Annotated in this window: 16 protein-coding genes; 6 read left to right on the plus strand and 10 right to left on the minus strand. The window is 72.0% G+C overall.

Translation table 11 applies throughout. The features are described 5' to 3' along the window. Positions 1-78 precede the first annotated feature (78 nt). The 7 genes from glmS to ACFWEP_RS08950 form a co-directional block, all read right to left on the minus strand. A complete protein-coding gene (glmS, locus tag ACFWEP_RS08920; protein WP_387367837.1) occupies positions 79-1,908 on the minus strand; it encodes a glutamine--fructose-6-phosphate transaminase (isomerizing) in 1,830 nt (609 codons plus the stop codon). Positions 1,909-1,967: 59 nt separating this feature from the next. Next, positions 1,968-2,243, minus strand: coding sequence for a hypothetical protein (locus tag ACFWEP_RS08925; protein ID WP_266704610.1), 276 nt, complete (start codon positions 2,241-2,243; stop codon positions 1,968-1,970). 430 nt (positions 2,244-2,673) lie between these two features. Next, complete coding sequence (locus ACFWEP_RS08930; protein ID WP_387367840.1) at positions 2,674-3,330, minus strand: GNAT family N-acetyltransferase; 657 nt, start codon at positions 3,328-3,330, stop codon at positions 2,674-2,676. 120 nt (positions 3,331-3,450) lie between these two features. Then, positions 3,451-4,620, minus strand: coding sequence for an acyl-CoA dehydrogenase family protein (locus ACFWEP_RS08935; RefSeq protein ID WP_387367843.1), 1,170 nt, complete (start codon positions 4,618-4,620; stop codon positions 3,451-3,453). Positions 4,621-4,628: 8 nt separating this feature from the next. Next, on the minus strand, positions 4,629-5,633 hold the full coding sequence (locus ACFWEP_RS08940; RefSeq protein WP_387367846.1) for a hydroxymethylglutaryl-CoA lyase: 1,005 nt from the start codon (positions 5,631-5,633) through the stop codon (positions 4,629-4,631). Next, positions 5,630-7,618, minus strand: coding sequence for a biotin carboxylase N-terminal domain-containing protein (locus tag ACFWEP_RS08945; RefSeq protein WP_387367848.1), 1,989 nt, complete (start codon positions 7,616-7,618; stop codon positions 5,630-5,632). Before ACFWEP_RS08945 ends, ACFWEP_RS08940 begins: the two co-directional genes overlap by 4 nt. 68 nt (positions 7,619-7,686) lie before the next feature. Then, the gene (locus tag ACFWEP_RS08950) at positions 7,687-9,339 is read right to left on the minus strand and encodes a carboxyl transferase domain-containing protein (RefSeq protein WP_387367851.1); all 1,653 of its coding nucleotides are present in this window, start codon (positions 9,337-9,339) and stop codon (positions 7,687-7,689) included. Between the two features lie 121 nt (positions 9,340-9,460). Here ACFWEP_RS08950 and ACFWEP_RS08955 point away from each other — a divergent pair, with 121 nt between their 5' ends. The 4 genes from ACFWEP_RS08955 (at position 9,461) to ACFWEP_RS08970 (ending at position 12,657) form a co-directional block, all read left to right on the plus strand. Then, a complete protein-coding gene (locus ACFWEP_RS08955) occupies positions 9,461-10,081 on the plus strand; it encodes a TetR/AcrR family transcriptional regulator (protein WP_387367854.1) in 621 nt (206 codons plus the stop codon). A 79-nt stretch (positions 10,082-10,160) separates the two neighbouring features. Next, positions 10,161-10,946 carry a phosphatase gene (locus tag ACFWEP_RS08960; RefSeq protein WP_387367857.1) on the plus strand — a complete coding sequence of 262 codons (786 nt, stop codon included), beginning with the start codon at positions 10,161-10,163 and terminating at the stop codon, positions 10,944-10,946. A gap of 187 nt (positions 10,947-11,133) precedes the next feature. After that, the gene (locus tag ACFWEP_RS08965) at positions 11,134-12,165 is read left to right on the plus strand and encodes a zinc-binding dehydrogenase (RefSeq protein WP_387367860.1); all 1,032 of its coding nucleotides are present in this window, start codon (positions 11,134-11,136) and stop codon (positions 12,163-12,165) included. 51 nt (positions 12,166-12,216) lie between these two features. Beyond that, the gene (locus ACFWEP_RS08970; RefSeq protein WP_387367863.1) at positions 12,217-12,657 is read left to right on the plus strand and encodes a MerR family transcriptional regulator; all 441 of its coding nucleotides are present in this window, start codon (positions 12,217-12,219) and stop codon (positions 12,655-12,657) included. A 100-nt stretch (positions 12,658-12,757) separates the two neighbouring features. Here ACFWEP_RS08970 and ACFWEP_RS08975 read toward each other — a convergent pair whose 3' ends face one another. The 3 genes from ACFWEP_RS08975 to ACFWEP_RS08985 all read right to left on the minus strand — a co-directional run bounded on the left by ACFWEP_RS08975 (position 12,758) and on the right by ACFWEP_RS08985 (position 16,002). Continuing rightward, complete coding sequence (locus tag ACFWEP_RS08975; RefSeq protein ID WP_387367892.1) at positions 12,758-13,738, minus strand: cation diffusion facilitator family transporter; 981 nt, start codon at positions 13,736-13,738, stop codon at positions 12,758-12,760. Positions 13,739-13,837: 99 nt separating this feature from the next. Then, the gene (locus ACFWEP_RS08980; RefSeq protein ID WP_387367866.1) at positions 13,838-14,716 is read right to left on the minus strand and encodes an acyl-CoA thioesterase; all 879 of its coding nucleotides are present in this window, start codon (positions 14,714-14,716) and stop codon (positions 13,838-13,840) included. Positions 14,717-14,844: 128 nt separating this feature from the next. Beyond that, positions 14,845-16,002, minus strand: coding sequence for an acyl-CoA dehydrogenase family protein (locus tag ACFWEP_RS08985; RefSeq protein WP_387367868.1), 1,158 nt, complete (start codon positions 16,000-16,002; stop codon positions 14,845-14,847). 865 nt (positions 16,003-16,867) lie between these two features. On the opposite strand from ACFWEP_RS08985, the gene ACFWEP_RS08990 reads away from it, so the two are divergent. Both ACFWEP_RS08990 and ACFWEP_RS08995 read left to right on the plus strand, forming a co-directional pair. Next, positions 16,868-19,396, plus strand: coding sequence for an N-acetylmuramoyl-L-alanine amidase (locus tag ACFWEP_RS08990; protein ID WP_387367871.1), 2,529 nt, complete (start codon positions 16,868-16,870; stop codon positions 19,394-19,396). A gap of 115 nt (positions 19,397-19,511) precedes the next feature. Beyond that, on the plus strand, positions 19,512-19,952 hold the full coding sequence (locus ACFWEP_RS08995; RefSeq protein WP_387367874.1) for a hypothetical protein: 441 nt from the start codon (positions 19,512-19,514) through the stop codon (positions 19,950-19,952). Positions 19,953-19,995 lie beyond the last annotated feature (43 nt).

Here is a 19,995-nt window from a genome sequence, read left to right on the forward strand (position 1 = left end):
CCACTCGATCGTGGTGTGCGTCCGCTTCCGTCGTATGCGCCGGGTGTCCCCTTCCCCGCCGGGGCGGGGGCGTTCCGGCTATTCGACGGTGACGGACTTCGCCAGGTTGCGCGGCTTGTCGATGTCCCGGCCCATGGCCAGCGCCGTGTGGTACGCGAAGAGCTGGAGCGGGATGCCCATCAGGATCGGGTCGAGCTCGTTCTCGTTCTTCGGCACCACGATGGTGTGGTCCGCCTTCTCCTGGACCTGGTGCGCGACGGCGAGAATCCTGCCGCTGCGCGCCTTGATCTCCTCCATCGCGGCCCGGTTCTTCTCCAGCAGCTCGTCGTCCGGCACGATCGCCACGGTCGGCATCGCGGGCTCGATCAGCGCCAGCGGCCCGTGCTTCAGCTCGGAGGCCGGGTACGCCTCGGCATGGATGTACGAGACCTCCTTGAGCTTCAGCGAGGCCTCGCGGGCCACCGGGTAACCCCGCACCCGGCCGATGAACATCATCGACTTGGCGTCCGCGTACTCGGCGGCCAGCCGCTTGATCTCGTCCTCGTTCGCCAGGATCTCGCTGATCTGCTCCGGCAGCCGGCGCAGTCCCGCGATGATCCGCTTGCCGTCCGCGACCGACAGGTCGCGGATGCGGCCCAGGTGCAGGGCGAGCAGCGCGAAGGAGACCACCGTGTTGGTGAAGCACTTGGTGGAGACGACGCAGACCTCGGGACCCGCGTGGACGTAGGTACCGCCGTCGGCCTCCCGGGCGATGGCGGAGCCCACGACGTTGACGATGCCGAGGACGCGGGCGCCCTTGCGCTTCAGCTCCTGCACGGCGGCCAGCACGTCGTAGGTCTCGCCGGACTGGGAGACGGCGACGTAGAGGGTGTCGGGGTCCACGACCGGGTTGCGGTAGCGGAACTCGGAGGCCGGCTCGGCGTCCGCGGGGATGCGGGCCAGCTCCTCGATCAACTGGGCGCCGATCTGACCGGCGTGGTAGGAGGTGCCGCAGCCGAGGATCTTGATCCGGCGCACCCCGCGCGCCTCGCGGGCGTCCAGGTTGAGGCCGCCCAGGTGCACAGTGGAGAACCGGTCGTCGATCCGTCCGCGCAGCACGCGGTCCACCGCGTCGGCCTGCTCGGAGATCTCCTTGTGCATGTACGTGTCGTGGCCGCCCATGTCGTACGACTCGGCTTCCCACTCCACGGTGGTCGGCGTGGCCGTCGTGGTCGAGCCCTCCGTCGTGTAGGTGCGGAAGTCGTCGGCCTTGAGGGTGGCCATCTCGCCGTCGTCGAGGGTCACGATCTGGCGGGTGTGGGCCACCAGCGCGGCAACGTCGGAGGCGACGAACATCTCCTTCTCGCCGATGCCGAGGACGACCGGGGAGCCGTTGCGGGCGACGACGATGCGGTCGTTGAAGTCCGCGTGCATCACCGCGATGCCGTAGGTGCCCTCGACGGAGCGCAGCGCCTCGCGGACCTTCTCCTCCAGCGTTTCGGCCTGAGCGCGGGCGATCAGGTGGACCAGCACCTCGGTGTCGGTCTCGGAGAGGAAGACGATGCCGTCGGCGACGAGTTTCGCGCGGAGCTCGGAGGCGTTGTCGATGATGCCGTTGTGGACGACGGCGACCCTGTTCTCCGCGTCCATGTGCGGGTGGGCGTTCGCGTCGCTCGGGGCACCGTGGGTGGCCCAGCGGGTGTGCGCGATGCCGGTCGTCCCCGCGAAACGCTTGGGGACGCGGGCCTCCAGCTCGCGGACGCGGCCCTTCGCCTTGACCATCTTCAGCGTGCCCGGCTTGCCTGCCGCCGCCTTGCCCGTCACGACGATGCCCGCCGAGTCGTACCCCCGGTACTCCAGCCGCTGCAGACCTTCCAGCAGCAGCGGAGCCACGTCACGCCTACCGATGTATCCGACGATCCCGCACATGTTTTCTACCCCTCCTACGACGAACGGATGCCCTGCGGTGCTCGGCCTCCGGCGGAGCCTCAGCCGTAGACGATGCGGCGCAGCTGCCGGAGCGAGAGCTCCGGCGGTGCCACCGCGCGGTGCGGCAGCTCGGCCGCGATCCGCTCGAAGATCTCCGTGTTGACCAGCCCGCCGGACTGCAGTTCGCGGTGGCGGCGCCGGACGAACGCCTCGGTCGTCTCGTCGAAGAACGCCAGCACGTCGAGTACCACCCGGGCTGCTTCGCCGCGCTGGAGCGAGGTGGAGCGTACGAGGTGGTCGATGAGGTCGTCGTGGGACGAGCGGCGTTCGAGCACCCGTTGATACTGCGTGGAAGGGCAGGCTTATGCAAGAAATCTGCCCGAAATCGGGCAGGAGCTGTGTGGAACATGTGCTTCGGTGGCCGGTGTTTCTTCTCTGCGGCATTCACCGGGGAGCTCTCGGCGGTCCACGGGAGCCCTGCGGCGGGTGGCCGGAAGCGACCCGCACGAGCAAACCGTTACGCCGGGTAACCCCTCTCCGAGGTGAAGCGCACCGGCTGATGTGGGCCACCGGGGACGGACACGCTCCGCCACGGGGCCCCGTGCGATCGGCCTGCCGTCCCCGTCCGCCCGGTCGGTTACGGCCCGGGCGTCGGCGTTCATCCGGCCACGGCGGCCGGAGGAGGAGGCGTGTCGGGGTGGGTCGCTGCCGGGCGCGCCGGTTGCACGGCGGCACGCGGCGGTGCGGGTCCGGGGCGCGCCGTGGTCACACCCCGAAGTCGCCCCGGCAGGCGTCGAGCCCTTCCACCGAAACCTCCACCCGACGGTGCTCCGCCCACCGGGCCCGGTCCAGCCGGAGCCGGCGGAGCGCGGTGGGGGTCCCGCGCACGGCGGCGACCGTCAGGCCGTCCGGCAGGTAGCCCAAGCGGCGCGAGACGCCGAGGGAGGCCGGATTGTCGGTCATCGCCGCCGATACGGCGTACCGGGCGCCCAGGCCCTCGAAGGCCAGGTGCAGCACGGCCGCCCGCATCTCCGTGCCGAAGCCCTGCCCCTGGTGGGCGAGGCCGAGCCAGGAGCCGGTCTTGGCCTCGCGGGTCACGGCGAAGCTCCTCGCCATCAGGTCCTGCCGACCGACGACCTCTCCGTCGTGCACGACGGCGAGGCTCAGACACCAGTCGTCCACGGACCAGTTCGCGACCGTGGACAGCACGTGCTGGAACACCGCCCGCGCGACCGTCCCGGGCTCCCCGTCGGTCCACGGCACGGTGAACGGCATGCGGTCCGGCGCGTGCACACCCGCGGCGGCGACGGCCGCGAGCCGGTCGGTGAGCGCGGTGTCCGGCAGCCGGAGTTCGAGCCGGGGTGTGCGGATACGGAGTCCGTGCAGGGGCCAGTGGGCGTACGGGGTCGTGAGCGGCGTCATGGCCGGACTCTGTCGCAGGGGCGGGAATGGTGTCGACCGGATAGGGGCGCCCACGGCGACGCGGGCCGCAGGCTCCGCGCTCACCCTGTCGGCGGGGGCCGCGGCGGACAGCCCTCGCGCTCAGGCCGCCGGAAGCCCCAGCTCCCGTGCGATCAGCATCCGCTGGACCTCGCTCGTGCCTTCGCCGATCTCCAGGATCTTGGAGTCGCGCCACATGCGGGCGACCGGGTACTCGTTCATGAAGCCGTAGCCGCCGTGGATCTGGGTGGCGTCGCGGGCGTTGTCGACGGCGACCGTCGAGGAGTACAGCTTCGCGATGGCGGCCTCCTTCTTGAAGGGCTCGCCGGCCACCAGCCGGGAGGCCGCGTCGCGCCAGCCGACGCGGGCCATGTGGGCGCGGGTCTCCATGTCGGCGATCTTGAACTGGATGGCCTGGTTGGCACCGATCGGGCGGCCGAAGGCGTGCCGCTCGGCGGCGTACTTCACCGACTCGTCCACACAGCCCTGGGCCAGCCCGGTCGCCAGCGCGGAGATGGCGATGCGGCCCTCGTCGAGGATGCGGAGGAACTGGGCGTACCCCCGGCCCTCCTCGCCGAGCAGGTTGGCCACGGGGACGCGGACGTCGGCGAAGGAGAGCTCGCGGGTGTCGGAGGCGTTCCAGCCGACCTTGGAGTACGGGGCGGCGACCGTGAAACCGGGGGTGCCGGACGGGACGACGATCGCGGAGATCCGCGGTGAGCCGTCCTCCTTGCGACCGGTCACCGCCGTCACGGTCACCAACTCGGTGATGTCCGTACCGGAGTTGGTGATGAAGCACTTGGAGCCGTTGATGACCCACTCGCCCGCCTCCTCGTCCAGCACCGCCGTGGTGCGGGTGCCGCCCGCGTCCGAGCCGCCGTCCGGTTCGGTCAGCCCGAACGCGCCCAGCGCCTCGCCCGAGCAGAGCCTCGGCAGCCACCGCCGCTTCTGCTCCTCGGTGCCGAAGCGGTACACCGGCATGGCGCCCAGCGAGACCCCCGCCTCCAGCGTGATCGCCACCGAGGAGTCGACCCTGGCCAGCTCCTCCAGGGCGATCCCGAGGGCGAGGTAGTCGCCGCCCATCCCGCCGTACTCCTCCGGGAACGGCAGCCCGAACAGTCCCATCCGCCCCATCTCCCGCACGATCTCGTACGGGAACTCGTGGCGCTCGTAGTAGTCACCGATCGATGGGGCGACCACCTCGCGGGCGAACTCCTCCACGGTGCGGCGCAGTTCCTCGTGCTCGGCGGCGAGCCGGTGATCCAGGGTCATGGCGGGGGTCACTCCTCGGGGGAGGCGGGGGAGGCGGGGGACGGGGCCGGAGTCGGCGCGAGCGCGCGGACGGTGCGGGACGGGCTCGGGCGGCCCAGCTTCCCCGCCAGCCACACGCTGGTGGCGGTGAGGGCGTCGAGGTCGACCCCGGTGTCGATGCCGAGGCCCCGGAGCATCCACACCAGGTCCTCGGTGGCGAGGTTTCCGGTCGCGCTCTTCGCGTACGGGCAGCCACCGAGGCCGCCCGCCGACGCGTCGACGGTGGTGACCCCGTGCTGGAGGGCGGCGAGGGTGTTGGAGAGGGCCTGGCCGTAGGTGTCGTGGAAGTGCACGCCGATCGCGTCGGTGCGCACCCCTTCCTCGTTCAGTGCGGCGAGCAGGGTCTGTACGTGGCCGGGGGTGGCGACGCCGATCGTGTCGCCGAGGGAGAGTTCGTCGCAGCCCAGGTCCATCAGCGCTTTCGCCACCAGGACGACCCGGTGCACCGGTACCGGCCCCTCCCAGGGGTCGCCGAAGCACATCGAGAGGTAGCCACGCACGTGCACCCGGTCCTCCTTCGCGCGGGCCACGACCGGCTCGAACATCGCCAGCGATTCGGCGACGGACCGGTTGAGGTTGCGGGCGGCGAAGCTCTCCGTCGCGGAGCCGAAGACCGCGATCCGCCGTGCCCCGAGCGCGAGTGCCCGCTCCAGCCCGCGCTCGTTCGGTACGAGGACAGGGAGCGCGACCCCGCCCACCCCGCCCGGCCCCGGCAGATCGCCGAGCATCGGGAACAGCTCTTCCGCGTCGGCGAGTTGGGGCACCCACTTGGGGTGGACGAAGCTCGTCGCCTCGACGGTGGTGAGTCCGGCGGCGGCGAGCCGGTGGATGAACTCGGACTTCACGGCGGTCGGCAGGGCCGTCTTCTCGTTCTGCAGCCCGTCGCGCGCGCCCACTTCGTGGATACGGACCCGGGCGGGCAGGTCCGGCACGGCGACGGTCATCGGCAGGGCGGGGCGTTCGGGCGTGGTCATGGCTGCCTCTCCTCGGGTGCCGTGGGGACTGCCGGGTCCGCCGCGGGGTCCGGCCCTGTGTCCGGCGCGACCACGGCCAGGACCTGGTCCATGGCGACGGTGGCACCCGGTGAGACGTCCAGCTCGGTGACGGTCCCGGCGTGCGGGGCGGAGATGACGTGCTCCATCTTCATCGCCTCGACCACCAGCAGCGCCTGCCCCGCCGACACCGTGTCCCCGACCGCGACCTTGACCACGGTGACCGTGCCCGGCATCGGCGCCGCGAGAGTGTCCGCACCCGCGCGGGCCGCCCCGCTCAGAGACGCCTCCACCGGGTCGTGGTCCCGCACCTGCCAGGTGTCGCCGTCGCGCCCGAGCCACTGCCCGGCGCGCCGGAAACGGTGCACCACGCCGTCGAGTTCGACGGTCACCCGGTCCGGGCCGACCGCCGCGCCCGGAGGCGCCTCGCGTACCACCGGCTCCTCTCCCGCCACTCGCAGCGGGAAAGCGAGCGGGGCGGGGGAGCCGCCGGTGCGCCAGCCGTTCGGTACGGAGAACGGGTCCGTCCAGCCGTTCGCGTCCGGCACCGGCGCGAGCGCGTCCCCCCGTACGGCGGCGGCCGCCGCGTACACCTCGTCCGGGACGCCGTCCGGGACGAGCCCGGCCGCCTCGCGCTCCACGAGCCCCGTGTCCAGCTCGCCCGCGACCACCGCCGGGTGGGCCAACAGCCGTCGCAGGAAACCCGCGTTGGTCGGTACGCCCAGGATCACCGTGTCCGCGAGCGCGGCCCGCAGCCGGCGCAGCGCCGTCGCCCGGTCGGGGCCGTACGCGATGACCTTCGACAGCATCGGGTCGTACAGCGAACCGACCTCCGTGCCCTCGCTCAGCCCCGAGTCCGTCCGGACCCCGCCGCCCCGCGGTTCGTCCAGCGCGAGCACCGTGCCGCCGGAGGGCAGGAAACCGCGCGCCGGGTCCTCGGCGCAGACCCGGGCCTCCACGGCGTGTCCGGTGAGGGTGATGTCGTCCTGGGCGTAGGGGAGTTGCTCGCCGGAGGCGACGCGCAGCTGCCACTCCACCAGGTCGAGCCCGGTGACCAGCTCGGTGACGGGGTGCTCGACCTGGAGCCGGGTGTTCATCTCCATGAAGCAGTACGCGGCCGGGTCGCCGCCCGGCACGATGAACTCGACCGTGCCCGCCCCGACATAGCCGCAGGAGCGGGCCGCCTTCACCGCCGCCTCGCCCATCGCCGCCCGGGTCCCGGCGTCGAGCAGCACGGACGGCGCCTCCTCGATCACCTTCTGGTGGCGGCGCTGGAGCGAGCACTCGCGCTCGCCGAGGTGGACGACGTTGCCGTGGGTGTCCGCCAGCACCTGGATCTCGATGTGCCGGGGGCGCTCGATCCACCGCTCGACCAGCAGCGTGTCGTCACCGAAGGAGGCCGTCGCCTCCCGGCGGGCCCCCGCGATCTCCTCGGCGAGCAACGCCTCGTCGTGCACCAGCCGCATGCCCTTGCCGCCGCCGCCCGCCGAGGGCTTCAGCAGCACCGGCATGCCGATCTCGCGGGCGGAGTCCGCGAGTTGGGAGTCGGTGAGGCCGCTTCCCGAGGAGCCGGGGACCACCGGGACTCCGGCCGCCGCGACCGTCTCCTTGGCCCGGATCTTGTCGCCCATCAGGGCGATCGCGTCGGCGCCCGGCCCGATGAAGACGAGCCCCGCCCGTGCGCACGCCCGTGCGAAGGCGGCGTTCTCCGCCAGGAACCCGTACCCCGGATGGACCGCCTCGGCGCCCGTACGGCGGGCGGCCTCCAGCAGCGCGGGCACGCTGAGGTAGCTCTGTGCGGCGGGCGGCGGGCCGATCCGTACCGCCGTGTCCGCCTCCCGTACGTGCCGCGCTCTCGCGTCCGCGTCGCTGAAGACCGCGACCGACCGGACGCCGAGGGCGCGCAGCGTCCGGATGACCCGTACCGCGATCTCGCCCCGGTTGGCGACCAGCACCGTGCTGAACATGGACGTCCTCACCTCACTCTCAGCCGCATCTCAGCCGCATCTCGGTCGCATCGACCCTGGTCCCGCTCTCACATCCGGAAGATGCCGAAGCCGGGGTCCGTCGGATTCCGCTCGGGCAGCGGGGCGTTGGCGCACGCGGTCAGGGCCAGACCGAGCACCTGCCGGGTGTCCGCCGGGTCGATCACCCCGTCGTCCCAGAGCCGGGCGGTCGCGTAGTAGGCGTCGCCCTGCTCCTCGTACTGCGCGCGGACCGGCGCCTTGAACGCCTCCTCGTCCTCGGCGCTCCAGTCGTCGCCGAGCTGGTCGCGCTTGACCGTGGCGAGGACGGAGGCGGCCTGTTCGCCGCCCATCACCGAGATCTTGGCGTTGGGCCACATCCACAGGAAGCGTGGGGAGTAGGCCCGGCCGCACATGGAGTAGTTGCCCGCGCCGTACGAACCGCCGACCACCACGGTCAGCTTCGGTACCCGGGTCGTGGCGACGGCGGTGACCATCTTCGCGCCGTGCTTGGCGATGCCCCCGGCCTCGTACGCCTTGCCGACCATGAAGCCCGAGATGTTCTGGAGGAAGACCAGCGGAATGCCGCGCTGGTCGCACAGCTCGATGAAGTGCGCGCCCTTGAGGGCCGACTCGGAGAACAGGATGCCGTTGTTGGCGACGATCCCCACCGGATGTCCGTGGACGTGCGCGAACCCGGTGACCAGCGTCTGACCGTACTCCGCCTTGAACTCCGCGAACCGCGACCCGTCCACCACCCGGGCGATCACCTCGCGCACGTCGTACGGGGTGCGTGAGTCGACCGGCACCGCGCCGTACAGCCCCGCGGGGTCCACCGCCGGATCCTCGCCCTGCCGCACCGTCCAGGGCAGCGCCCCGCGGGCGGGGAGCGTCGCCACGATGTTCCGTACGGCCCGCAGCGCGTGCGCGTCGTCCTCGGCGAGGTGGTCGGTGACCCCGGACGTGCGCGAGTGGACCTCGCCGCCGCCCAGCTCCTCCGCCGTGACGACCTCGCCGGTCGCCGCCTTCACCAGCGGCGGTCCACCGAGGAAGATCGTGCCCTGACCGCGCACGATGACCGCCTCGTCGCTCATCGCGGGGACGTACGCGCCCCCCGCCGTGCAGGAGCCCAGCACCGCCGCGATCTGCGGGATTCCGGCCGCCGACATCCTGGCCTGGTTGAAGAAGATCCGGCCGAAGTGGTCCCGGTCCGGGAACACCTCGTCCTGCATCGGCAGGAAGGCCCCGCCCGAGTCCACGAGGTAGAGGCAGGGGAGACGGTTCTCCAGCGCCACCTCCTGCGCCCGCAGGTGCTTCTTCACGGTCATCGGGTAGTACGTGCCGCCCTTGACGGTCGCGTCGTTGGCGACGATCACGCACTCCCGGCCGCTCACCCGGCCGATCCCCGCCACCACCCCGGCGGCCGGTGCCGCGCCGCCGTACAGCCCGTCGGCGGCCAGCGGCGCCAGCTCCAGGAAAGGCGAACCGGCATCGAGCAGGGTGTCCACCCGGTCCCGGGGAAGCAGCTTGCCGCGCGCCACGTGACGGGCGCGCGCCTTCTCACCCCCGCCGAGCCGGGCCGAGGCGAGCCGCGCGCGCAGCTCGTCGGCGAGCGCGCGGTGCGCCGCCTCGTTGGCCCGCCAGGCCTCGGAGGCGGGATCGGCCGCGCTGCGAAGGACCGGTGCCTGAGGTGCCGGTGCCTGTGGTGCCGGTGCCCGCTGCATCGTGCCGAGCCTCCATCCCCGTGACCGGTGGGGCCCGTGCCCCCGCCGTGCGGTTAATGAGCGTTAACGCGAACGGCCTCAGGTTAACGAGCGCTAACGGCCCTGTCTAGAATCAATCCCCATGAGCACCCATGTCACCGCCCGCGTCGCGGGAGCCACCCGCCGGGAGCAGATCCTCCGGGAAGCCGCGCTCCTCTTCGCCGAACGCGGCTTCCACGGCGTCGGTGTCGACGAGATAGGCGCCGCCGTGGGCATCAGCGGCCCCGGCCTCTACCGGCACTTCCCCGGCAAGGACGCGATGCTCTCCGAGCTGCTGGTCGGCATCAGCGAACGCCTCCTCACCGGCGGCCGGCTGCGGGTCGAGGAGGACGCCGCCGCCCGGGAACCCTCCCCGGAGGCCCTGCTGGACGCGCTCATCGAGGGCCACATCGACTTCGCCCTCGACGACCGCCCCCTGATCACCCTGCACGACCGCGAGCTCGACCGCCTGCGTGACGCCGACCGCAAGCGGGTACGCCGCCTCCAGCGCGAGTACGTCGAGATCTGGGTGTCCGTCGCCCGGACCCGCTACCCCGCCCTCACCGAGGCCGAAGCGCGCGTCACCGTGCACGCCGTGTTCGGCCTGCTCAACTCCACCCCCCGCCTGGCCCGCCCCGAAGCGCTCCCCGACCGTGCGGCGACGGCGAAGCTGCTGCACCGCCTCGCCCGGGGCGCCTTCGCGGCGGCCGCCGGCGAGCGCTGAGCGCTGCGTACGGTCCCGGCCGGTCCCGGCGTACGAGATGCCGGGCGTGGCGCGCACAGGTGACGGCAGAATGGGCGCCATGCCGATACCCAGCCGCGCCGAACTCACCGACCACCTCGTCCGTACGCGCATCGCCGGCGACGTGGCCACGCCCCGCGACAACAACCTCGCGCACTACCGGGCGCTCGCCAACGGAGACCGCCACTACTGGCTCGGACTGGACCTCGGCGACCGCTGGACCGACGAGCAGGACGTCCTCGCCGTCATGGCGGAGCGCTGCGGGGTCATCGACGACCCGGCCCACCGCTTCGGCCAGGACACCATCGACCCCGAACTGACCGTCGACGCACTCGACCGGATGGCGGAACGCCTGCGCAAGGCGGTGGCGGACACCGAGAGCGTCCTCGTCGCCACCGGCCACCCCGGCGGCCTCCTCGACGTGCACCGCAGGACGGCGGACGCGCTGCGCGCGGCGGGCTGCGAGATCGTGACGATCCCGGCCGGGCTGCGCGCGGACGAGGGGAACGTCGTCCAGTTCGCGGACGTCGCGGTCCTGGAACACGGTGCGTCCCTCTGGCACACCCACTCCCCGGCCCCGATGGCCGCCATCCTGGACGGCCTGGAGCGCGACGGCCGCCCGCAGCCGGACCTCGTCCTCGCCGACCACGGCTGGGCGGGCTGCGCGGGCGGGCGCGGACTCGACGCCATCGGCTACGCCGACTGCAACGACCCCGCCCTCTTCCTCGGCGAGGCGGAGGGCGCCCTCCTGGTCACCGTCCCGCTGGACGACAACGTGCCGGACCCGCGCCACTACGACCCGCTGACGGAGTACCTGCTGGACGCGGCGGGGCTGGGGCGGAGCTGAACCGGCCCACGGGCCCGGCCTCCCGGGAGATCCGCGCCCCCTCGACGGGGACCTTCGCCCTCGTGCGGGACCGCTGACGGCCCCCGGGCTTGACCCTGACGCGCGGGTCAAGGGCTAGCTTCCTCGCAGCCGCCGGGCGGATGTGTCCCGCCGCCCGCCGGACACCACCTAGCGCCAGGAGCCCGCGATGTCCGCCGACCTGCCCCGCACCTCCCGCGAGATCCGCCTCGCCGTGACGCCCGACGGGCTGCCCGAGGCCGGACACTTCACCCTCGCCGAGACCCCGGTCCCTCGGCCCGGTCCCGGCGAGGTGCTCGTCCGCAACAGCCACTTCGCCCTCTTCGCCGGGCTGCGCACCCTGATGGGCACCGAGAACGACGGGGTCCCGCTGCCTCCGCTGCGCGGCGGCGACACCGTCATCGGGCCGGCGGTGGGCGAGGTCGTCCTCGCGCCGGACGGCGGTCCGCTGCGGCCGGGTGACCGGGTGACGCATCTGCTCGGCTGGCGGGAGTACGCCGTGCTGCCCGTCGGTCAGGTGCTGCCGCTCGGCGACGAACTTCCCGACCCCGTCGCCCATCTCGCCCAGGGATCGTCCGCGTACGGCGCGCTGACCCGGCTCGCCGAGGTGCGACCCGGCGACACCGTGCTCGTCACGGGGGCGGCCGGGGCGGTCGGCACTCTCGCCGGTCAGATCGCCCGGTTGCTGGGCGCGGGGCGGGTCGTCGGCACCACCGGCTCACCCGCCAAGGCCGAACGGCTGGTGGCCGAACTCGGTTACGACGCCGTGGTGGTGCGCGGCGCCGGAGACTTCGCCGGGCAGCTGGCCGAGGCGGCGCCCGGGGGCATCGACGTGCTGCTGGACCTCGTCGGCGGCGAACAGCTCACGACGGCGGTGGAAGCGGCCCGCCCGGGCGCCCGGTTCGCCCTGGTCGGCGCGCTCTCCGGACAGCTGGACGCCCGGCGCGGCGGAGGCAGCGCACCCGCCGGGATCGACACGTACCGGCTGATCGTCAAGGGCCTCTCGGTACGCGGTTATGCCGGTGGCGACCACCCGGACGTGGAGGCGGAGTGGACCCGGCGGTTCGGCGGCTGGCTGCGGTCGGGCGAAATCCGCTTCCCGTACACCCCCGTCGCGGGCCTGGAGAACGCCCCGCTCGCGTTCCAACAACTCGTCGAGGGGCGGCATTTCGGCGGCGTCGTGGTGGAAGTCTCCTCCTGACGGCTAAGTACGGGGCGCGGACCCCGAGAAGTGGGACCGGAGGCGGTGCGGATGCGGATCGGGGACGCGGCAGCGGCGGCGGGAACGACCCCACGGGCCCTGCGCTTCTACGAACAGCGCGGCCTGCTCGCCCCGGCAGCCCGGACCTCCTCCGGCCAACGGGAGTACGACCTGGAGGACGTTGCCAGGGTCCGCGTCGTGCGGGAGCTGCTTGCCGCCGGACTCACCGTGGCGGACGTACACGCCTGCGCCGACCGCCTCCACCTGCTGACCTCGGGCCGCCCGGTGCGGTGCGCCTCGACCGAGCCCGGATCGCCCGGAGTCGTCGGACAGCGGCTCGCCGCCCTCGACGCGGAGATCGCCCGCCTCACCGGACTGCGCGAGGCACTGGCACGGAAGGTGTCGGGGGAAGGGCCCGGGGCGGAGCCGGAGTCGCCTTCCCGGACGCCGGTCACGCGGGTGATCCCGTCAGGTGCGGCGACCACGTCGTAGAGGTAGGAGCGGTCGTCGCCGTCATGCCTCCGGCACCGTACCGAGCGCCTCGGGCGGGCGCCCCCCGGACATCGGTCGTCAGCGGCATGCGCGGACCCGGTCACCCCGCCGACCCGCCCCGCTCCCGCTCCCGCCGCTGGGCCGGGCCCGGCGTCGGGTCCAGGTAGACCCGCTTCACGGACGGGAAGCGCTCGCGCAGCCGCTGCTCGGCGCGCTCGCAGGCCCACTCGACGTCCGCGGCGCTCGCCAGGTCCCGGAAGTCGACCTTCGCGGCGATCAGGATCTCCGTCGGCCCCTGGATCAGCGTGGTCAGCTCCAGCACCTCCACGATGTGGGGCACGGTGAGGAGTTCGGCCCGGACCCCCGCCCGCATCGCCTCGGGCAGCGGCCGGCCGATGAGCAGTTGCGCGTTGGACCGGCCGAGGACCCACGCCACGTACACCAGCAGGACACCGATCAGTACGGACGCGATGCCGTCCCACACCCCGGACCCGGTCAGCTGCCCGCCGAGCAGACCGCCCGCCGCGAGGACCAGCCCGACCAGAGCCGCCGAGTCCTCCATGACCACGGCCTTCACCGCCGTGTCCGGGGTGTGCCGCAGGTAGTGCGCGGCGGGGGCGTGCAGCCTCGCGGCCTCGTGGCGCACCTGCTTGACCCCCGTCCGCAGCGAGAAGCCCTCCAGCAGGAAGGCGACGGCCAGCACGATGTACGAGACGAGGGGATCGCCCAGCTTCTCGCCCGACACGAGAGTGTGCACCCCGTCGTAGACCGAGAACACCGCGCCGCCGACGAAGGTGGCGATCGAGGCGAGCATCGCCCAGATGTAGCGCTCGGGGCCGTACCCCAGCGGGTGTTCCTCGTCGGCCGGCTTCTCGCTGCGCTTGAGGGCGGTGAGGAGCATGACCTCGGTGACGGTGTCGGCGACCGAGTGCGCGGCCTCCGAGAGCATCGCGCTCGAACCGCTGATCAGGCCCGCGACCGCCTTCGCCACGGCGATGCCGAGGTTGGCGGACGCCGCGACGACGACGGTGGTCGTGGACTCGCGGGACTTCTCCGTACGGGCGGCGTGCTCGGGGCTCATCGGGCCGCCGGGGCTCTTCGCGGGGTCGGCACTCATGGGGGCGAGTATGTCCGTGATGCGGCGGGACATTCCGTACCGGCGCGATCGCGCGGCGACGTTTCAGCGCTCGCGCGGGGTGCGGATCAGGCCCTCCTGGATCACGGTGATCGCGAGGCGTCCGTCCTCGGTCCATATCCGTGCCTGGCCGAGACCGCGCCCGCCGGACGAGGTCGGGGACTCCTGGTCGTACAGCAGCCACTCGTCCGCCCGGAACGGCCGGTGGAACCACATCGCGTGGTCCAGGCTCGCCCCGACCACGTCGCCGACCGCCCAGCCGCCGCGCCCGTGGGCCAGCAGCACGGAGTCCAGCAGTGTCATGTCGGAGACGTACGTCGCCAGGCACACGTGCAGCAGTGCGTCGTCGGCGAGCTTGCCCCGGGTGCGGAACCACACCTGCGAGCGAGGCTGTCGGGGCTGCCCGGCGGTGGCGAACGGCGGAGCCTCCACGTACCGCAGGTCCACCGCCGCCCGCGCCTCCAGCACCCGGTCGATCATGCCGGGGTCGGTGAAGCGGTCGGCGTACCGCGGCATCATCTCGGCGGCCGTCGGCAGGGTCTCCGGGTCCGGGGCGTCCGGCATGGCGACCTGGTGCTCCATCCCCTCCTCGTACGTCTGGAAGGACGCGGAGAGGTGGAAGATCGGCTGCCCGTGCTGCACCGCGACGACCCGGCGGGTGGTGAAGGACCGGCCGTCGCGGATGCGGTCGACGCTGTAGACGATCGGCGCGCCCGGGTCGCCCATCCGCAGGAAGTACGAATGGAGGGAGTGCGCCTGGCAGCCGTCGGGCACGGTACGGCCGGCCGCGACGAGCGCCTGGGCCGCGACCTGGCCGCCGAACACCCGGGGCACCACCGCCGAGCGGCTGGCGCCCCGGAAGATGTCCCGCTCGATCCGCTCCAGGTCGAGCAGATCGAGCAGGGAATCGAGTGCTTCGCTCATGGAAGGAACGTAGCCGTCCTGGATCGTGTTCGGTCGCTGAGTGCGGGACAGCGCTCAAAGCGTGCGGGACAGCGCTCAAAGCGTGCGTGTCGGACGCCGCCGGGCAGGCGGGACTTTCGCTACACGCTTCAGAGGCCCATGGACTTGGCGATGATGGACTTCATGACCTCGCTGGTACCGCCGTAGATGCGGTTGACGCGGTTGTCCGCGTACAGGCGCGCGATCGGGTACTCGTTCATGTAGCCGTAACCGCCGTGCAGCTGGAGGCACTTGTCGATCACCCGGTGGGCGACCTCGGTGCAGAACAGCTTGGCGGAGGCCGCCTCGGCGGCGGTCAGCTCCTTGGCGTCCAGCGCCTCGATCGCCCGGTCCACGACGGCCTCGGCCGCGTCCACCTCGGCCTGGCAGGCGGCCAGTTCGAACTTGGTGTTCTGGAACGCGGCGACCGGCTTGCCGAAGACGGTGCGCTCGGAGACGTAACTCTGGGCGAACCGGACAGCGGCCTTGGCCTGCGAGTACGCGTTGACCGCGATGCCCAGGCGCTCCTGCGGCAGGTTCTGGCCGAGGTAGGAGAAGCCCTTGTTCTCCTCGCCGAGCAGGTCCTCGACCGGGACCTTCACGTCCACGAACGACAGCTCCGCGGTGTCCGAGGTGCGCAGGCCCAGCTTGTCGAGCTTGCGGCCGACCGAGTAGCCCTCGGCCTTGGTGTCGACCACCAGCAGCGAGATGCCGTGACGGCGGTCGTCGGCCTTCGGGGCGTCCGTACGGGCGCAGACGATCACGCGGTCCGCGTGCACGCCGCCGGTGATGAAGGTCTTGGAGCCGTTGAGGACGTAGTGCGTGCCGTCCTCGGAGAGCTTGGCGGTGGTCTTCATGCCGGCCAGGTCGGAGCCCGTGCCCGGCTCGGTCATGGCGATGGCGTACATCGTCTTGCCGGTCACGAAGTCCGGCAGCCAGCGCTCCTTCTGCTCCTTCGTGGCGTACGCCTTGAGGTACGGCAGGCAGAGCAGCACGTGCACGCCCGAGCCACCGAAGGAGACGGCCGCGCGTGCGGTCTCCTCGGAGATGATCGCCTCGAACTTGAACGACTCGATGCCGGCGCCGCCGTACTCCTCGTCCACCTCGATGCCGAAGATGCCCAGCTCGGCCAGCTTGTAGTAGAAGTCACGCGGCACCAGACCGGACGTGAACCACTCGTCGTACACGGGGACGACCTCGGCCTCGATGAAAGCGCGAACGGTCTCCCGGAACGCCTCGTGGTCCTCGTTGAATACCGTACGGCGCACGGGGTGCCTCCTTGGTCGGGTGCGTGGCTTCGGCGAGCAGGTCGCTCCGGCGCCGCTTCGATGCCGCTCGGTCCCGTCTCCGGTTCCGCGCCGTCGAATGTGGCTAAGCGCTTGCTCAGTCTCCCTGTCGAAGTTACCCGGCGGTCACGGAGCTGTCCAGGGTGATGCCCCCCACTCCGCCGCGCACTCCGCGGGACGATCCTCCGCCCGTGGAGGCCTGTTGGGTACCCCTGTCTCCTTCGGGCGTTCTTCGGGCGGCCGCGTCCCGGACGCTTGCGCCGCCGGTGGGTCCGCGGGTAATTCGGGACCGGTCCGGCTGCCTGTATCGGTATGTCGGTATTTCTGTGCACGGTGCGGTGACACCGCGAAATAGAGGGCGATTCCGGGAAATTGCCGCCGTGCCCGGGAAGCGGGGCGGGAAGGTGGCCCGGGAAGTGGAACCGGAAGGTGGCCTTCGTTCGTGTTCCGTTCTGCTGGTGGGTGTTTCGCGGTGTCCGCGCGCACGCGTCACCCGACGTCCGGGCGTCGCGGCCGGGGTCGTCCACGAAAGGGAATGCGTCATTCCGTCAGTGGTCGAGACATTCCGTCTCCCCGATGACGTGATTCATGAAGAGATCAGTAGCATTTCGCCGTTCGGTGATGTTCTGTTCATTCAGGGGGAAAATTGAGACCGAATCGAGTGAGTGGCACGGCTGCCGTCGCGCTCGGAGTTCTGGCAGTGCTCGGACTTCAGGGTGTTTCGACCGGTGCCGTGGCCGCGGAGTCACGGATTGCCGCGGAGGCACCGGCCGCCACGCACGTGCAGGCCGGCGGTACGGGGGCGTACGGCGCCGGGAAGCGGGCGGACGGACCGGTCAGGAGCGAGGTGCACAAGCTCGCCCTGAAGGCCGACGGCCGTCAGAAGGCAGCCCTCTCGCGGCGTGCGACCGAGCCGTTCGGGCTGCTGGGCGTGTCCTGGCCCGACGCCGGCGCCACGATAAAGGGCACGATCGAGGCTCGTACCCGCAGTGCGGAGACCGGGGCGTGGTCGGACTGGATCACGCTGGAGCCGTACGCGCCCGGCCTCGACGGCGAGCGTCCCGCTGAGCGCGGATCCACGGAGCCCGTCTGGGTGGGACGTTCGAACGGTGCCGAGGTACGGGTGAGCGACGGGGCGTCCGCGGGCGTCCTGCCGGCCGGCCTCCGTCTCGACATGGTCGACCCGGACCTCGACGCGGGGACCAGCCCCTCGGGCGCCGGTGCCGCGGGGACCACGGCCTCGGCGGGCAATGCCGCGAGCGCCCGGCCCGCGGTCTACTCCGCGACCGGCGCGTCGGCCACCGGTACGTCCGTCGCCGCGGGGGAGGCGGCCGAGATCGAGCCGGGTCCGCCGTCCACGGTCCCGCAGCCGCCGGTCGTCACCCGCGCCGAGTGGGGGGCCGACGAGTCGCTCGACGACGAGGGGCCCATCTATCTGGAGAAGGGCGTCATCAAGGCGGTCTTCGTCCACCACACCACCGACGCCGATTACAACTGCGCGGACTCCGCCGCCATCGTGCGGGCCATTCACGTCTACCACGTGAAGACCAACGGCTGGCGCGACCTCGGATACAACTTCCTGGTCGACAAGTGCGGAACGATCTTCGAGGGCCGTCAGGGCGGTATCGACCAGCCCGTCATGGGCGCGCACACCTACGGCTTCAACAGCGAGTCCACCAGCGTCGCGATCCTCGGTGACTACACGAACACCGCCGCGTCGGCCGCCGCGCTGGAGGCGACCGCACGGGTGGCCGCGTACAAGCTCGGCCAGTACGGCGGCGATCCGGCGGGCACCACCTCGCTGGTGGCCGGTGCCACGCAGACGAACTACGCGGGCCAGTCGTTCGTCGCCGGGCAGTCGTACACGTTCAACCAGATCTCCGGCCACCGGGACGGCTACAACACCGAGTGCCCGGGTGCCATGCTCTACCCGCAGCTCCCGGCCATCCGGACGCTCGCGGCCGGGCCCGTCCAGGGCCTCAAGGTCTCCTCGGTCGGTGGCGGCGCCTTCGCCGTGGACTCCGGCTACGAGACCCCGGGCCCGGTGTCGGTGAACTGGTCGACCACCACGCCCACTTCCCTGATCAGCAAGTTCGAGCTGCTGGCCGACGGGCAGCCGGTGGCGACCACCGCCCCCGGCGCGCGTACCGCCGCCACGACGCTCTCCGTGCCGGGCATCCACAAGCTGGCCGTGAAGGCGTACCACCAGTCGGGCGCGACCACCACCACCGCGGCGGTGAACGTGAACGTCCCCGCTCCGAAGACCTTCGTGCCCGTCACCCCGCAGCGGGTCATGGACACCCGGTCCGGACTGGGCGTGCCCAAGGCGAAGGTCGGCGCCAAGGGCGTCGTGACCCTCCAGGTGACCGGCACCGCCGGAGTTCCCGCCACCGGGGTGGGGGCCGTGGTGCTCAACGTGACCGCGACCGCCCCGACCGAGCTGAGCTACATCTCCGTCTACCCGAACGGGACGACTCGCACGAGCGCGTCGAACCTGAACGTCGTGGAGGGGCTGACGGTCCCGAACCTGGTGATCGTGCCGGTGGTGAACGGCAAGGTGGACTTCTACAACAACGCCGGAACCGTCGATCTGGTCGCGGACATCACCGGCTACTTCAGCACCACCGGTGGGGGGTCCACGCACGTCAACCTGGGTCCCGAGCGGGTGATGGACACCCGCTCCGGTCTCGGCGTGCCGAAGGCGAAGGTCGGCGCGAAGGGCGTGGTGACCCTCCAGGTCTCCGGCGCCAACGGCGTGCCGGCGCAGGGCGTCACGGCGGTCGTGCTCAACGTGACGGCGACCAACGTGACCGACCTGACCTATGTGTCGGTCTACCCGGACGGCACGACCCGCACGAGCGCGTCGAACCTGAACGTCGTGAAGAGCCAGATCGCGCCGAACCTGGTGATCGTGCCGGTGGTGAACGGCAAGGTCAGCTTCTACAACAACGCGGGCAGTCTCGATCTGGTCGCGGACATCACCGGCTACTTCACCTCCGGCGGCGAGGGCGCCTCGCACATCAACCTCGGCCCGGAGCGCGTGATGGACACGCGGTCGGGTCTGGGCGTGCCGAAGGCCAAGGTCGGCCCGGCCGGCGTGGTGACCTTGCAGGTCGCGGGCGCCAACGGGGTCCCGGCCACGGGTGTCACGGCCGTGGTGCTGAACGTGACGGCGGCCGCCCCGACCGCCTTGAGCTACGTCTCCGTCTACCCGGACGGCACGACCCGCACGAGCGCGTCCAACCTGAACGTCGTGGCGGGGCAGACCGTTCCGAACCTGGTGATCGTGCCGGTGGTGAACGGCAAGGTCAGCTTCTACAACAACGCGGGCAGCGTCGATCTGGTCGCGGACATCACCGGGTACTTCCGCAAGTGACGTGATGGCGGGAACACCCTGAGCGGGAGGGGTGGGTGCGGCGAGCGTTCTTCGCCGGACCCACCCCTCCCGCCGTGCGTCGGGGCGCGGGTCGAGCCGCCCGTACGCTGAGGCCATGAGTGACATGTACGTGGTGGACTTCTGCCTGGACCTCACGGCCGCGGTACCCATCCCGGTGCTGACCGATCTGCAGTGGCATCTCGGGGTACGGGCGGACGCAGCCGAGTACGGCGAGTCGGGGGTCGCGGGGGCGTATCCGCTGCTGGCCGGGCGCGGACCGGCGGCGCGGGTCGGGGGCGTGCAGGTGGGGGAGTTGGCGAGGACGCCTCGCGGCTGGTCGCTCACCGCCCGCCAGGAGGTGCACGCCGAGTCGCTGCCCGATCTCGACGCCCTCGCCGAGCGGCTCGCCCGGCATTCCCGTACGGAGGGGACCATCGGTTCCCTCCGCTTCTACGAGGACGACGTCCCGGTGCTGCTGGTCAACCGGTCCGGGCTGCTGGTGAAGACGCCGCTCACCGTCGTGGAGCCCGCGCCGACGGCCGAGCTGGCGCGCTGAAGGCGGAGCCGGCGCCGCTCCCGGCCCTCACCGCGGCCGGCTC

The sequence above is a fragment of the Streptomyces sp. NPDC060198 genome (assembly GCF_042728415.1).
Lineage (GTDB): Bacteria > Actinomycetota > Actinomycetes > Streptomycetales > Streptomycetaceae > Streptomyces.

Coding starts and splice junctions, on each gene's coding strand:
- glmS (WP_387367837.1), bottom strand. CDS start 1,908: ATGTGCGGGATCGTCGGATACATCGGTAGGCGTGACGTGGCTCCGCTG.
- ACFWEP_RS08930 (WP_387367840.1), bottom strand. CDS start 3,330: ATGACGCCGCTCACGACCCCGTACGCCCACTGGCCCCTGCACGGACTC.
- ACFWEP_RS08935 (WP_387367843.1), bottom strand. CDS start 4,620: ATGACCCTGGATCACCGGCTCGCCGCCGAGCACGAGGAACTGCGCCGC.
- ACFWEP_RS08940 (WP_387367846.1), bottom strand. CDS start 5,633: ATGACCACGCCCGAACGCCCCGCCCTGCCGATGACCGTCGCCGTGCCG.
- ACFWEP_RS08945 (WP_387367848.1), bottom strand. CDS start 7,618: ATGTTCAGCACGGTGCTGGTCGCCAACCGGGGCGAGATCGCGGTACGG.
- ACFWEP_RS08950 (WP_387367851.1), bottom strand. CDS start 9,339: ATGCAGCGGGCACCGGCACCACAGGCACCGGCACCTCAGGCACCGGTC.
- ACFWEP_RS08955 (WP_387367854.1), top strand. CDS start 9,461: ATGAGCACCCATGTCACCGCCCGCGTCGCGGGAGCCACCCGCCGGGAG.
- ACFWEP_RS08960 (WP_387367857.1), top strand. CDS start 10,161: ATGCCGATACCCAGCCGCGCCGAACTCACCGACCACCTCGTCCGTACG.
- ACFWEP_RS08965 (WP_387367860.1), top strand. CDS start 11,134: ATGTCCGCCGACCTGCCCCGCACCTCCCGCGAGATCCGCCTCGCCGTG.
- ACFWEP_RS08970 (WP_387367863.1), top strand. CDS start 12,217: ATGCGGATCGGGGACGCGGCAGCGGCGGCGGGAACGACCCCACGGGCC.
- ACFWEP_RS08975 (WP_387367892.1), bottom strand. CDS start 13,738: ATGAGCCCCGAGCACGCCGCCCGTACGGAGAAGTCCCGCGAGTCCACG.
- ACFWEP_RS08980 (WP_387367866.1), bottom strand. CDS start 14,716: ATGAGCGAAGCACTCGATTCCCTGCTCGATCTGCTCGACCTGGAGCGG.
- ACFWEP_RS08995 (WP_387367874.1), top strand. CDS start 19,512: ATGAGTGACATGTACGTGGTGGACTTCTGCCTGGACCTCACGGCCGCG.